This is a genomic window from Streptomyces sp. NPDC002640 (genome assembly GCF_053592575.1).
The window spans coordinates 47671-61502 of the sequence record NZ_JBSFVZ010000026.1 but is presented as its reverse complement, the minus strand read 5'-3'; the positions used below and the strand labels follow the sequence as shown (position 1 = coordinate 61502).

At 71.1% G+C, this 13832-nt stretch carries 16 protein-coding genes; 15 read left to right on the top strand and 1 reads right to left on the bottom strand.

Annotated elements, in window-relative coordinates; genetic code table 11:
• The first annotated feature begins 55 nt into the window (after positions 1-55).
• The 11 genes from ACWD3O_RS28210 to ACWD3O_RS28160 all read left to right on the top strand — a co-directional run bounded on the left by ACWD3O_RS28210 (position 56) and on the right by ACWD3O_RS28160 (position 6819).
• A complete protein-coding gene (locus ACWD3O_RS28210; RefSeq protein ID WP_451417833.1) occupies positions 56-727 on the top strand; it encodes a GGDEF domain-containing protein in 672 nt (223 codons plus the stop codon).
• Entirely contained in the window at positions 724-1176 is a 453-nt protein-coding gene (locus tag ACWD3O_RS28205; RefSeq protein WP_451417832.1) for a hypothetical protein, read from the top strand. Before ACWD3O_RS28210 ends, ACWD3O_RS28205 begins: the two co-directional genes overlap by 4 nt.
• Positions 1173-1718, top strand: coding sequence for a WhiB family transcriptional regulator (locus ACWD3O_RS28200; RefSeq protein ID WP_451417831.1), 546 nt, complete (start codon positions 1173-1175; stop codon positions 1716-1718). The genes ACWD3O_RS28205 and ACWD3O_RS28200 overlap by 4 nt, the downstream gene beginning before the upstream one ends.
• Positions 1718-2209: a hypothetical protein gene (locus tag ACWD3O_RS28195; protein WP_451417830.1), complete on the top strand. Its 492-nt coding sequence runs from the start codon at positions 1718-1720 to the stop codon at positions 2207-2209. Before ACWD3O_RS28200 ends, ACWD3O_RS28195 begins: the two co-directional genes overlap by 1 nt.
• A gap of 61 nt (positions 2210-2270) precedes the next feature.
• Positions 2271-2444, top strand: coding sequence for a hypothetical protein (locus tag ACWD3O_RS28190; RefSeq protein WP_451417829.1), 174 nt, complete (start codon positions 2271-2273; stop codon positions 2442-2444).
• A gap of 78 nt (positions 2445-2522) precedes the next feature.
• The gene (locus ACWD3O_RS28185) at positions 2523-2915 is read left to right on the top strand and encodes an HIT family protein (RefSeq protein ID WP_451417828.1); all 393 of its coding nucleotides are present in this window, start codon (positions 2523-2525) and stop codon (positions 2913-2915) included.
• Positions 2912-3400 (top strand): nucleoside 2-deoxyribosyltransferase domain-containing protein, encoded by a 489-nt coding sequence (locus ACWD3O_RS28180; RefSeq protein ID WP_451417827.1) that lies wholly within the window; start codon positions 2912-2914, stop codon positions 3398-3400. The genes ACWD3O_RS28185 and ACWD3O_RS28180 overlap by 4 nt, the downstream gene beginning before the upstream one ends.
• A gap of 40 nt (positions 3401-3440) precedes the next feature.
• Positions 3441-3686, top strand: coding sequence for a hypothetical protein (locus ACWD3O_RS28175; protein WP_451417826.1), 246 nt, complete (start codon positions 3441-3443; stop codon positions 3684-3686).
• Between the two features lie 235 nt (positions 3687-3921).
• The gene (locus tag ACWD3O_RS28170; RefSeq protein ID WP_451417825.1) at positions 3922-4089 is read left to right on the top strand and encodes a hypothetical protein; all 168 of its coding nucleotides are present in this window, start codon (positions 3922-3924) and stop codon (positions 4087-4089) included.
• Positions 4090-4618: 529 nt separating this feature from the next.
• The gene (locus ACWD3O_RS28165; protein WP_451417824.1) at positions 4619-5782 is read left to right on the top strand and encodes a ParA family protein; all 1164 of its coding nucleotides are present in this window, start codon (positions 4619-4621) and stop codon (positions 5780-5782) included.
• Entirely contained in the window at positions 5779-6819 is a 1041-nt protein-coding gene (locus ACWD3O_RS28160; protein WP_451417823.1) for a ParB/RepB/Spo0J family partition protein, read from the top strand. Before ACWD3O_RS28165 ends, ACWD3O_RS28160 begins: the two co-directional genes overlap by 4 nt.
• Before the next feature lie 649 nt (positions 6820-7468).
• Here ACWD3O_RS28160 and ACWD3O_RS28155 read toward each other — a convergent pair.
• The gene (locus ACWD3O_RS28155) at positions 7469-7783 is read right to left on the bottom strand and encodes a hypothetical protein (protein WP_451417822.1); all 315 of its coding nucleotides are present in this window, start codon (positions 7781-7783) and stop codon (positions 7469-7471) included.
• 297 nt (positions 7784-8080) lie between these two features.
• Here ACWD3O_RS28155 and mobF point away from each other — a divergent pair, with 297 nt between their 5' ends.
• The 4 genes from mobF to ACWD3O_RS28135 all read left to right on the top strand — a co-directional run bounded on the left by mobF (position 8081) and on the right by ACWD3O_RS28135 (position 13791).
• On the top strand, positions 8081-10048 hold the full coding sequence (mobF, locus tag ACWD3O_RS28150) for a MobF family relaxase (RefSeq protein ID WP_451417821.1): 1968 nt from the start codon (positions 8081-8083) through the stop codon (positions 10046-10048).
• Between the two features lie 910 nt (positions 10049-10958).
• Positions 10959-12590: an IS21 family transposase gene (istA, locus tag ACWD3O_RS28145; RefSeq protein ID WP_451417820.1), complete on the top strand. Its 1632-nt coding sequence runs from the start codon at positions 10959-10961 to the stop codon at positions 12588-12590.
• Positions 12587-13384, top strand: coding sequence for an IS21-like element helper ATPase IstB (istB, locus tag ACWD3O_RS28140; RefSeq protein WP_451417819.1), 798 nt, complete (start codon positions 12587-12589; stop codon positions 13382-13384). Before istA ends, istB begins: the two co-directional genes overlap by 4 nt.
• A gap of 47 nt (positions 13385-13431) precedes the next feature.
• Positions 13432-13791 (top strand): Imm51 family immunity protein, encoded by a 360-nt coding sequence (locus ACWD3O_RS28135; protein ID WP_451417818.1) that lies wholly within the window; start codon positions 13432-13434, stop codon positions 13789-13791.
• Positions 13792-13832 lie beyond the last annotated feature (41 nt).

Sequence of the window (13832 nt, the reverse complement as noted above, 5' to 3'; positions counted from 1 at the left end):
GCCAAGGAGGGTGTGCCTTCTCTTATCCGCCCTCACGGGCAGGACGGAGACCATCATGCACTCCCTCGCCGCCTTACGGCAGCCTTCCCGCACTCTCCTCATCACCGCCGCGGCGCTCCCGCTGACCGGCTGGACCGTCCACGCGGTCGCCCTCCACCGGCGTATCGCCGCCGCCCGCCGCGACCCGCTCACCGGACTGCTGCGCCGCGACGCCTACACCGCCCACGCCCAGCGCCTCCTGCGCCGCCACGGCGACGAGGTCGCGGTGGTCCTGGTCGACCAGGACCGCTTCAAGGCCGTCAACGACAGCCTCGGGCACGCGGCGGGGGACATGGTGCTGCGGGTGACCGCGGACCGGCTCGCCGCCTGGTCCGGCCCGCACGCCGCAGTCGGCCGGCTCGGCGGCGACGAGTTCGCCGCCGTCGTGCGCCTGGACCCGGCCAGGCGTGAGGTCCGCCTCGCCCAGCTGGTCCGGATGCTGCACACCCCCGTCGTCCTCGAGGACGGCCGCAGCATCGACGTCGCCGCCTCCGTCGGCGCCGCCACCCCGGACGTCGCCGGATCCCGCGACCTCGCCGTGCTGCAGCGGGCCGCCGACGCCGCCCTCTACGACGGCAAGCACACCGGCCGCGCCGTCATCGCGACGACCGCCCAAACCACGGTGCCGTCCGTCAACGGCCGCCGCTCGGGACGGCCCGGCACGGCGGTGTGGAGGCAGGCCGCATGACGCCGACGCTCTACGCCCCGGACCGGATCCGAGGCATCACCGTCAAGCAGCCCTGGGCGGCCTGCATCCTGCACGGCGACAAGCGGGTGGAGAACCGGCCCCGGGCCTGGGCCCCGGGCTGGTACCTGCTGCACGCGGGAGCCACCGTCGACCGCCCCGCCCTGCGCCTCCCGCTCGTCGCCCGCACCATCCGCGACCGCGAGCTCCCCACCCGGGCGGTCCTCGGCATCGTCCGGATCAACGGCTCCCACACCGACCCCGGCGAGCCGTGCAGCCCCTGGGCGCAGCCCGACCGCGTCCACCTGGACCTCGCCGACGTCCACGCCCTGGCCCTGCCCATCCCGTGCGGCGGACAGCTCGGACCCTGGCGCGTCCCGCTGCCGCTGTTCGAGCAGGTCCTGCTCCAGCTTCCCCACCTCGCCCCGCAGCTCACGGAGGTCACGTCATGAGCGGCACGCGCACCGGCAGCCCGACCGTCACGGACCGGGTCGCCGACCCCCGGATCCCCTTCCCCACCGCCTCCAACCCACTGGCCTGCCAGACCAGCCCGAGGCTGTTCGCGATCGAGGACGTCACCGGCACCGCCCGCCCGGCCGCCCTGAACCTGGCCAAGCGGGCCTGCGGCGCCTGCCCGATCGCGGCCGGCTGCCTGAAGTGGGCCCTGGCCAACCCACACCTGACGCCGACCGGGGTGTGGGCGGCCACCACCCACCGCGACCGCAACCGCCTCCGCCGGGGCCTCCGCGAGCGGCTCGGTGACGACTGGGTCGGCGTCGTCGCCGAACAGGACCGCCGCCGACAGGAGAAGCAGCGGGCCGCCCGCCACGCGCCGCCGACCGTCCGCGAGGCGGTGATGGCCCGCCTGGAGCTCGAGCTCATCCCCACCCGCCCGGCCCCCTACGAGCCGTGGAAGGAGCCGATGACTCCGGCCCGGCAGGCGCAGAACTGGGCCGTCCTCAAGGCCGCCCTCACCACGAAGGCGGCCGCGTGATGGCCGGCGACGACGCGATAGCGCTGGACGGCTACCTGGACGAGGAGACCGTGCCCGGCGACCTGCACGGATCGACGGCTCGGTTCCGGCTCACCGTCTCCCCGACGGACGAGCGAACGGACGAGATGATCCTGCCCTGCAGCGTCGCCGACCCGGTGATGGCGCGCGCGGTCATCCACGACCTGGTCCCCGGCGACAAGCTCCGCGTCACCGGTCACCTCCGGCTCCCCCGCAGGCCGGACGAGCCGATGTGGCTGGCCGTCACCGCCCTCACCGTCCTGGAGACCGCACCCCTGCTGGCCGACCCCGCCGCAGCCGTCGCCACGGCCGTCATCGACCGGTACGGGCCGTACCTGTGCTGGTTCGACGACGACACCCCGGTGGAGGTGTTCACCGAGCACGGCGACTGGGTCGGCACCGCCCCCGAACCGAACGACCTGGGCGACCTGATCGACGCCTTCGAGCGCCGACAGGCCACCGGCGGCGAGTAACGGAACCGCCGCGCCGATCCGACGAAGTCCAGCTTCTTCTCGCTGACCGGGAGACGCCCAGATGTCCGACCAGCCCCGCACCGTCCTGAAGACCTTCCCCGCCGGCCACCCCCGCGGCTCCATGCCTGCCGACGAGTACACCGCCCGCCAGGAGGCCCAGGGCCAGATCGCCCACGTCGTGATGGACATGTCCTCCGACGAGTTCCTCGTCATCGCCGACACCACCACCCCCTAGCCACCCTCCCGTAGTGCCGCGCCCGTCGCGCCGGACGGGCGCGGCACCCGCGTCCACCAGACCGACAGGAGAAGCCCCGTGCCCTCGACCGAACAGCCCCCGTGCGCGTTCTGCGCGATCGCGGCCGGGACCGCCCCGGCTGCGATCGTCCGGGAATGGCCCGACGCCCTCGCGATCCGCCCCCGGTCCGGCGGCGTGACCGACGGCCACGTCATGGTCCTGCCCCGCGTCCACGTCCAGGACGCCGGCACCGACCCGGACGTCACCGCCACGGTCATGCGCCGCGCCGCCGAGCTCATGGCCGACCTGCCCGCCGCGAACCTGATCATCTCCAAGGGCGCGGCCGCCACGCAGACCGTCTTGCACCTGCACGTCCACGTCGTCCCCCGCCAGGAGCACGACGGCCTGCCCCTGCCCTGGACCCCGCAGCACACCGCCCGCGCCGCCGCGCAGAACGGAGCCGTCGCATGAGCAGCGTCAACCTGGTCATGGCCCGCGAGGCCATCCCGGCCGGACCGTCCGTGTTCCTCGCCGGGCCCACCCCCGACAAGAGCGCGCCCGTCCCGTCCTGGCGGCCCGACGCCGTCCGCGCCCTCACCATGCAGTGGACCGGCCGACAGCCGCTGACTGTGCTCAGCCCCGAGTCCCGCGACGGCGAGCGCGCCGACCGCTACGAGACCCAGGTCGACTGGGAGACCCACGCCCGAGCGACCGCCACAGCGATCCTCTTCTGGATCCCCCGCGACCTCGCCGTGCTCCCCGGCTTCACCACCAACGTGGAATTCGGCCTGGACGTCGGCAGCGGCCGGACTGTTCTCGGATGCCCGCCCGACTGCCCCAACCCCGAGCGCAACCGGTACCTGATTTACGTCGCCCGCCGCCACGGCGTCCCGGTGTGCACCACCCTCACCGACGCCGTCGCCGCGGCCCTCGCCCTCATGACCACCCGGGACTGACCCGACTCACCCGACCCGCCGAGCACCGGAAGGACCCTTCGTGGCCCGCATCCGTATCTGGATCGACCCCCAGCACCGCGACGGCAGCGTCTGCGACCACGCCATCGCCCCCTCCGGAAAGCCCCGAGACCCCAACGCCGGCTGCACCGGCCGCACCCGCTACCAGGTGATGTGCAGCGAACACGGAGCCGTCGGCGAGTCCCGCGGCCTGCGCACGCTCGCCGAGCAGGCGCAGAGCGCGCACCGCGATAGCCACAAGGCCGCCCGCACCCCGGCCTCCCGCTGACACCCCGTCCGCCCGGCCGCCGGGACCACCACGGTCCCGGCGGCCCCGTCCAGGTGAGGGCCGATGCCCACCACCATCTTCGACCAGTTCACCCGCCGCACCGCCGAAGTCACCACCCAGCTCATCGCCCTGGGCATCCCGCTCACCGCGCCGGCCCCGCCGCCCGCCACCCCCAACCCGGCGACCCGTGGGCCAGCAGCTACACCGTCCCGGTCGACCGCTTCAGCCTCGCCTGGTGCACCGCGTGACGATGCTCGGCGACTACCACCACACCGGCATCGACCGCCAGGTCCTCACCGTCGACGCCCTGCTGCGCGAGCTCGGGGTCCGCGGCCTCGCCCAGCTCCACTCCGACCTCCACGCGGGCGCCCCCATCGACTACCACTTCACCCGCTGCCCGTAGCTCCGGCATCGGCGAGGATCCCACCCAGCCCGCCTGCGTGCCGTGGCTTGAGTACGCCGGACACGACCACCTGTGCCCGGTCCGTCGCGGCGACGACTACCAGCCCCAGTGGCTCGCCGAAGAGCAGATGACCCAGCTCGAGGAACTGCTCGCCGACGCCATCAAGGAGCGCGAGGAGCGCGCCTCCCTCCGCTACCGGATCCGCGCCCGGCTGTACCGCCGGACGGTGCGCTCGCGACCGCCCGTTTTCGCAGATGCGGACACGGCAGCGGCCCCCTCCACCCCGGCGAGCAGAAGGCCGTCGCTGAGTTCACCGCGATGCTCGCCGCAGGCTGCCCGCGGCGCCCTTCACGAGCTCTGCTGTGAAGGCAAGAGCCGCTTTTGTGTTGTGCGAGCTGTCCCGCACACGACCCGCCCCGGAATATCACGCCGTGATAATCGGGAGCCGTCGTTCCTCGCGCTGGTGAAAGCCAGTCAAAACACCCGAGTCGGGTACCACGACGGTCATGAAAGTCAGTAAGGTGACGCCATGGCCTCTCCTTACCCAGACGGAGACCGGGAAAAGGTAGCGTCCAAGCTGCCCTCGGCGCTCCAGCAACAACTCAAAGTACGTGCCGCCGAACTTGCCCTGGACATCCAGGACGCTGTCGAGGCGGCCATCACGGACTGGCGTGCCCGCACCTCACCGAGTGCGGAAGTCGACACAACCGGCGCCAGGTCGTTCTCCACCTGGTTGCCTCCAGGCCTGTACGAGGACTTCAAGGGCACCTGTGCCAGCCGCAACGTCTCCTACACGCAGGGTCTGGCCCAGTCCATCCGTGACTGGCTCGACGCACACCCCTCCCCGCAGCACGGCGCGAGCACTACCGACCCCGAACGGAAAATCGTCGGCAACCAGAAGGGCGGCGTAGGCAAGACCGCCATCTCGGCAGGCATCGCCCAGGCCTACGCCGAAGCAGGCAAACGAGTCCTCATCGTCGACTTCGACCCCCAGGGACACCTCAGCGAGCAGCTCGGCGTCCCGCAGATCGAACCCGACCACGACAGCCTCGTCTCGCACATGTGCGGCGAAGGCCACGGCGACCTGCGGGACCTGGTCGTCGCCATAGAGGACCCGCGGTTCGGGAAGCGCCTGCACGTCCTGCCCGCCTGCTTCGACGGCTTCCTCCTCGACGCGAAGATCGCCGTCGTCGCCACCCAGAAGCGCGGGTTCCAGAAGGAAGCCGCCCTCGAGATGGCCCTGCGCCCCCTCGAAGCGGACTACGACGTCATCATCATCGACTGCCCGCCCAGCCTCGGCATCGCCATGGACGCCGCCCTGTACTACGGACGACGACGCCGCGGAGAAGCCGTCGGTGTCTCCGGCGTCATCATCCCCGTCCTCGCCGAGGACTCCTCCGCCACCGCGTACACCATGCTGTCCCAGCAGATCGAAGACCTCTGCGACGACCTCTCCATCGACGTCGACTACCTCGGCCTGGTCGTGAACCAGTACGACTCACGCCGCGGCTACGTCGCGACCTCGTCCCTGGACAGCTGGAAGGCCATCGGTGACCCAGCCGTCCTCGCCGTCATCGGCGACCTGAAGGAACAGCGCGAAGCTGTCCGCAAGCGCATGCCGCTGCTCTCCTACGCCCCACACAGCGACCAGGCAGAAGCCATGCGGCAAGTAGCGAGGGGAGCAACCCGTTGAGCAAGGCCGACTCCCTCGGGACCGCACCCGCGTTCGGCGCAGCCCGCGGCGCTCGGAGCTCCCGCCGCAACGCCATCGAGCGCACCCTTGGCGGCAACAGCGCGGCCACCGCAGCGATCAACGAGCTGCCGGTGACGCTCATCAGCGAGAACCCGGACAACCCCCGCAACCACCTCCGCAACCTTGACGAGACCGTCGAGTCGGTCCGTGAAGTCGGAGTGATCCTGCCCATCGTCGTGGCCACCACCGACGCCTATCTGCGCGACCGCCCCCACCGCGCCGACGACCTGGACGAGGGAACGCAGTACATCGTCGTCGACGGCCACCGGCGCCTCGAGGCCGCGCGGCGCGTGGGGCTGGCCACCATCCCCGTCCGTGTCGACGACGCCCGGGTCAGCACTGACCAGTCACTCCTCGAGTCGGCCTTCATCGCGAACTACCACCGCGACGACATGACTGACCTTGAGCAAGCCCACGCCCTTCAACAGCTGGTGGACCACTACGGATCCCAGACCAAGGCCGCCAAGCGCCTCGGCATCTCCCAGGCGACGATCTCCAGCAAGCTGTCGTTGCTGAAACTGTCCCCCGAACTCCAGAAGGACCTCATGACAGGGGCGCGGACGGTGGAGCACGTCCGCAACCTGGGCAAGCTCTCCCCCGCCGAGCAGAAGAGCAAAGCGGATGAACGTGCCGCTGCCGAGCGTCAAAGGCGGCAACAGGGGGCCAAGCCGGCAGCGCCAGCGGCTCAGAAGGAGGGAGAGGACCCGCTATCACGCCGTGATAATCCGGCTGAGGCATCTGCGGTCTCCGGGAACGATCAGCGCCAGGACGACGAGCCCAGGCAAATTGTCCCCGAGCCGCGAGCCCTCCCGGTTGGTGACGATCAGAGCCCGAGTCCGCAGCTGCGACGGTTCCCCTACGAGGACGGTGTAGCGGCCGCGCACCATCTGATTCGCAAAATGCCGCCCGACGAGTTCAGCAAGATGCTCGACCTGCTCCTCAGACACCGGGACAGCCAAGCGGCCTCCGCCGGCTGAGCGACAACCAACTCGAGGGGTGTGTCCAGCGACAACGTCACCGGCGGACACACCCTTCGCCGTCCCAGCCCCGCCCCGCAACGGGGGCCGCCCCGCTCAGACCCCCAGCCGTCATCGTCCTCCGCGGCTTCTGTCGGGGGAGGGCGTCGCGTCGGCTGAGGAGGCCGGCCGAGGCCTGCGCCTCGGGTGCGTCCAGCGTCATGGTGTCCAGCGCGGCACCGAACTTGTGGACACGCTGCCGGGTCAGACCGCGAGCGGTAAGTGCCTGGCGCAGCGCTCGTCCCGGCCATCCCGCTGCCGCCGACGACGGCTTCGTTCGTCCCGGCTGCTGCCTGTTCGGCGCGCTCGACCATGGGGGCCGCGACGATCGGCATGACGGAGAGAACCTCCGCGCATTCCGCGATCGAGCCGGGCGAGCATACCGGCCAGGACATCAAGGGCGGCGGCCACGTCCTCCACCGCGTCCGCGCTCCAGCCTGACGGGCCGCGACGTCGGCCAGCGTGTATGCCGCCACTACGGCCGCTCCGCCAGCGCCTTGACCCGGCCCGGCCCGGTAGTCCGCTTCATGCCCCGCCCAACGAGATGTGACCGCGAGGTGGTGCGCGCTGATCACACGATGACCGCCGTGATCCGCTCCATCCCCGAGCCTCAACGACGGCGATCGGCCAAGGACCCGTCGAGGATGCTGTGGGTCCCGATCCGGTGCCATATGACGTGGGGGAGCCCGGCGACCACGGCCCGGCCGTACGACCACGTCGCGCGTCCGTCCGGCGCCCAGGTGAGTTCGTAGACGCCCGGCGCGCAGCGCACTCCCTTGATGCGTAAGCCGGGGCGGAACTGGCGGCCGGTGCGCAGGTCGGGCACGAAGGCGTCCAGGACGACGCGGCGGAAGCGCCGGCGCTGGGCGGGGGTTAGGTGCTGGAGGTCGGCGGTGAAGCGGGGGCGGGTCTCGAAGGTGGGCACGGTCGTCTCCTCCGGGCAGCACGACGAAGCCCCCGGCGGTTGCCGGGGGCTGGGTAGGCGGTGCTTCCTTGGCGGTGCTCTTTCCTTGCCGCGTGGTGATGCTCAGCGGTGCTAGCTGGTGTCGTTCGGGCCAGGATGTGCGGGCTGCCAGAGAGAGCTATGACATTCGTGCCCGGCCCGGCGCCGCTTCCCGCCCGGCGGACTCCGGTGAAGAGAGCTCAGCCGTTGCTCCCGCCTGGCGGGACATCCAGCTGATCGGCCTTTTCTTGCAGGTCAGAGCCGTGTGTCGTGGCCTGCATGACAGTGGATATCAGGGTGATCCGAGCCGGTCAGATGTACCGCTACTACCTGCGTGAGACCGTGGTCGGTGACGGCCGCCGCCCGGCGGGTGCGCCGCTGCGCGTCGCCCAGGAGCAGGCCGGGGTCCCGGCCGGGCGCTGGATGGGCCGCGGCCTGGCCGTGCTCGGACTCGCGTCGGGGGAGGAAGTCACCGAGGACCAGCTACGGAACCTGTTCGGTGAGCGGGGCCGGCACCCGTACGCGGACCGGATCGAGGCCGACAAGCTCGCCGCGGGCGACTCCCCGAAGAAGGCGTTCAAGGCCGGCGCCCTCGGGCGCCGGGTGACGGTGACCGGGGCGGACCTCGTCTTCCGGCCGCAGCCGACGATCTACCTCCTGTGGGCGCTCGGGGACGAGGAGACCCGGCGGGTGATCGAGGCCGCGCACGAGTACGCGATCGGGCGGGTGCTGGAGTGGATTGAGGACGAGGTAGCGGTGATCCGGTATGGCAAGGACGGCGTCTACCGGGTGCGGCCGCCCGGCGGTCTGGTCGCCGCCCGCTTCCGTCACTACGAGGCTCGCTCCGGACGGCCGCTCCTGCATGACCATCTGCTGCTGTCCGTGAAGGGTCAGCGCCTGGACGGGACGTGGGGCTCGATCCACACCACAGCCCTCCACGAGAACACCGTCGCGGCTTCCGCCCTCTACAACGAGCTGGTGGCCGCTGAGCTCTGCGAGGCGCTGGGGCTGGCGACCGAGCCGCGCACCGTCACCCCGGGACGCAGGCCTGTGATGGAGATAGCCGGCGTCCCGCACGAGCTGATCCGCTGGACTGCCCGGCGCAGCGACCAGATCGCCGCCTGCCTCGAGGATCTGGAGCACGAGTACGTCACCGCCGTCGACGACGACGGCGAACCGCGGTTCCTGCCCGTCGTCTCCGAACGGGCCCGCGCCAAGCTCAATGCCATAGCCGCCCGCAAGACCCGCCCGCCCAAGCAGAAGACCCGGCCGCTGGCGCAGCTGCGCGTGTGGTGGAAGGTGAGCGCGATCCTCACCTCCGGTGTCGCCGCCGACGTCATCACCTCCCTCCTCGAGCACGCCCGCGCCGCGGCCGCCGCGATCCGGGCCCGGGTCGTCGCCGTGGTCGACATCGCGCTGGCGGCCGTCGACGTCACCGCGACCGTGTTCGTGATGAACCAGGGCGGCCGCTTCCACCGCCGGCACCTGCTCGCCGAAGCCCGCCGCCACCTCGCCCTCGTCCTGCGCGGCCAACGTCGCGACCCCGGCCTGGACGACCAGGTGGTGGCCGCCGCCATCGCCACCCACTGCCTGGACATCACCGAGCCGAAGACCGTACGAGGCCGGGAAGCCGGCTACCGCCTCTACACCGCCCGGTGGGCCCTGTCCGACCTCACCGCCCGCCGCAGACCACCCACCCCGGCGCCCGACCCGGACCGACACCCCCCGGCCGATCACGGCGACCCGGCCGCGCACCGGCCCCCGTGCCGGGACGCGGGGGAGTGGGAGATCCCCCGCATCCCGCTCCAGTACAAGCGCGCTGTCCTCGCCGGCGCGGTGGTCCGCGAGCAGCTGCGCACCACCACAGCCACCGCCACCGTGGTGCGGGGCCGGGCGTACGACGTCGTCGCCCACCAGCAGGCGGCGATGCCCGAGCAGCTGCTCGCGCCCGAGCCGGCCGACCCCGAGCACGATGACCAGGAGCCGAAGGCCGACTGCAGGGGAGCGATCGACATGACGGCGCTGCGGGCCCTGCGGGAATCCCGCACGGACGTAGAAGCCCTCGATCTCACCGCCGAACGCCTGCGCTGCCTCCAAGAGGTCGGCGCCAAGATGGCCAACGACTCCCTCGCCCGCACGGACCGCCGCACCGCACAGGCCGATGCCGACGCGGTGCGCCCGAACGACCAGCAGGCGCACCGCCCGCAGGAGCCCGGACCGCACCGCGGCCGGGAGGCCGGCCACTGAGTGACCCGGTGGTGCGCACCCGGCGCGGTGGTGCGCACCGCCTCCACGCGGGCTCTCTCCAGTGCACCGCGTCCACCCGGTGCGCACCACTCCCGCGCGCCGGCCGCACTGGTGCGCGCACCGCCCACCTCGTGGAGGCGCACCGGATGGACGTGATGCGCGCACCACCGCACCGGTGCGCTCCCACCGGGTGCGGTGGTGCGGTCAGCGGTGCAGGGCCACCACGTCTCCACCACCGCGCGGGCCTGTGCCACCTGTTCGTCGCGCAGTGTCTGCAGAGCCGGGACGACGTCGGTCGGTGCGTCGGCGAGGACCTGGCCGACGAAGTGCGCGAGGGTGCGAGCGATGCCCGGCGCGGCCGTCGCGGGGCGCACGTGGCCCGTCCGCGGATCGCCATCAGGTAGAGGACACCGACCTCGTCCAGGACGAAGAAGTCGGCGCAGGGCTCGGTGTCGTCGGACAGCGCGGTCACGGGAGAGACGACCAACTCCGCGACGCCGGGCAGCAGTCCCGGCACCTGCTCCACCTCGGGCGCGAGCCGCGCCGCCGTGGCGTCGTCTCCGGCCTCCACCGCCAGGACGTAGTCGAAGCCGAGCTGGACCAGGCGCGGCGGCAGCGAGGGAACGATCGGGGACATGGGCAACTCCTGACGTACGGGCGCCGTGCCGGTCACGGCGACGTCCCAGCAGGGTCGGCCCGCCAGCCTGTGGAGAGGCCAGAAAGCTCTCCCGAGCCGAAACCGGCGAATCGTGGCATTAACGCTCTGATTTGGCTCCACTTTCCGGCTTGAGTTGGCCCCACCCCTGGGGGCGTACGGGAGCGTTCGGGGGTTGTTCCGGTCTGAACTGGCCCCACCAGGTGGCGGGCGGTGGGACGGTCGTGGTGGGCCACCGCGTGGGGGCGATGCCGGATGGAGTTGTCGAGGGAAGAGCTGTTCCTGCGGATCCGCCGTGACTCGTGGCAGGAGGGGCTGTCGGTTCGGGCACTGGCCCGCAAGTACGGCGTGCACCGCCGGCTGGTACGCGAGGCTCTGGCGTCGCCGGTGCCCAGGCCGCGGAAGACGCCGGTTCGGCCCTCGCCCAGGTTGGAGCCGTTCAAGAAGACGATCGACGAGTGGCTGCTGGGGGATCTGGAAGCACCGCCGAAGCAGCGGCACACGGTCCAGCGGATCTTGAACCGGCTGCGGCAGGAGTGCGGGGCAGAGATCGCTTACACCACGGTCTGGGACTACGTCTCCCGTCGGCGCCGGGAGATCGCCGAGGCTGCGGGGGCGGCGCCGGCGGCGGGGTTCGTGATCCGCCACAACCAGCCGGGCATGGACGCGGAGGTCGACTTCGGCGAGGCATGGGTGGACCTGGCGGGCGAGAGGACGAAGTGCTTCGTCTTTGCCCTGCGTCTGGCCTACTCGGGCAAGGCGGTGCACCGCATCACCACCTCGTGCGGCCAGGAGGCGTTCCTGGACGGCCACGTTCACGCCTTCCGCACGCTGGGCGGCGTCCCCGGCGGGCAGATCCGCTACGACAACCTCTCCCCGGCGGTCTCCCGGGTGATCCACAAGAGCCGGTCACGGGACGAACACCCCAAGTGGACGGAGTTCCGTCAGCACTTCGGGCTCACCCCTTTCTACTGCGAGCCGGGACTTCGCGGGGCTCATGAGAAGGGTGGAGTGGAGGGTCAGGTCGGATACTTTCGCCGCAACTACCTCACGCCCGTTCCCCGGGTGGGCTCGCTGGATGAGCTGAACGAGTCCTTCGCCGAGTTTGAGCGGGCGGAGGAAGGCCGGCGGATCGGGATGCGGATCCGCACGATCGGCCAGGACTTCGCCCGCGAGTCCGTGCTGCTGATGCCGCTGCCGCGGGATTCCTTTGAGACCGGCGTCGTGTTCACCCCGCGGGTGGACCGCTACGGGATGATCGCGGTGAGGGTCTGTCGCTATTCGGTTCCGGCCCGGTTCATCGGCCGCACCGTCCGGGTCGTGCTCCGCTCCAGCGACCTGGTGATCTTCCACGGTCGCACCGAGATCGCCCGCCACCCTCGCCTGACGGCGAAGGGCGCTGAGCGGGTCGTCCTGGACCACTTCCTCGAAGTACTGCTGGCCAAGCCCGGCGCCATGGCCGGCTCCGAAGCCCTGGACCAGGCCCGCAGAGAGGGCTCGTTCACCGCCGCCCACGAAGCATTCTGGGCTGCGGCGAAGAAGGCGGAAGGCGACACCGAGGGCACCAAGCAGCTGGTCCACGTGCTCCTGCTGCACCGCCACCTTGAACACCGTGATGTGATCGCTGGCATCCGATCCGCCCTCGCTGCCGGTGCCCACGCCGCCGACATCGTCGCCCTCGAAGCCCGCAAGGCCGCTCAGAGCGATGGCCGTTCCCCCACCGTGACGGTCACCGGGCCGGCACCGGCTCTGCCCGGGCCGGAACCCAGCGAGGTGGTCAGCCTGAACGCTCGCCGGGCCGTCCGTCTCCCCACAGACCAGCGTCCCCTGCCCGCTCTCGATCGCTGGGACCAGCTGCTGAACCGCTCCAGGAAGGACGTGCCATGACCGGCCCGCACCACAACCTGACCGAGACCGCCTCCGACGCGGCGATCGACACCGCCTGCCGGGTCCTGCGGCTGCCTACCATGCGAGCCCAGTTCCCCGACCTCGTCGCCCGCGCCGAACGCGAACAGCTCTCTTACCGGGGGTTTCTGGCCGAGCTGCTGATGTCCGAGTGCGAGGACCGCGACCGGCGACGCTCGGAGCGACGGATCCGGGCGGCCGGCTTCCCCCGCCAGAAGTGGCTCTCCGACTTCGACTACAACGCCAACCCCAACGTCGAGCCCGCCGTGGTCAACAACCTCGCCACCTGCGACTGGGTCAAGAAGGGCGAACCGCTCTGCCTGATCGGGGACTCCGGCACCGGCAAGTCCCACCTGCTGATCGGTCTTGGGACGGCCGCGGCCATGGCCGGCTGCCGCGTCCGCTATGCCCTGGCCGCCAAGCTCGTCAACGAGCTCGTCGAGGCCGCCGACGAAAAACAACTGTCGAAGACGATCGCCCGCTACGGCCGCGTCGATCTTCTCTGCATTGATGAGTTGGGCTATCTCGAGCTCGACCGGCGGGGCGCCGAGATGCTGTTCCAGGTTCTGACCGAGCGGGAGGAGAAGAACAGTGTGGCCATCGCTTCGAACGAATCGTTCGGAGGCTGGACCAAGACGTTCACCGACCCGCGGCTCTGCGCGGCCATCGTCGACCGGCTCACCTTCAACGGCACCATCATCGAGACCGGCACCGAGTCCTACCGGCTCGCCCAGACCAAAGCCAGGACCGCGAAGACGAACACCCGCTCAGCCTGACGGACCGCTCGGTCCCGCTCAATACCCGGGCACCTACCATCACCCCCATGAGTGACCCATCAGCCCTGGCCCCGTTCCACCTGGACGAAACCGGCGAATCCGACCCCTCCCACTGCCTCTATCTCTTCGACGGCGACATGGAGCAGGTCGCCGACATCTTCGAGGAGCACGACGCCGAGAGTCATGGTCACGGCTGGGAGGGGCTGGCCGAGTCGCTGGTCAGTTCGCGCATGCCCGGCAGCGCGGACAAGCTCCACTTCGGATCAGAAGCAGGCACGTTCGTCGTCTCAAGCAGCGACCTCAAGGCCCTCACAGACCTGGCTGTCCTCTTGCACTCCGCCTTCCACAACCGCGAACTCCTCAGCCACTACATCCTGACGGCCGACCCACGCTTCCTGGACCGATAGGGCCCGTGAGTGGGGCCAGGACTGACCGGAACCCGGGGCCA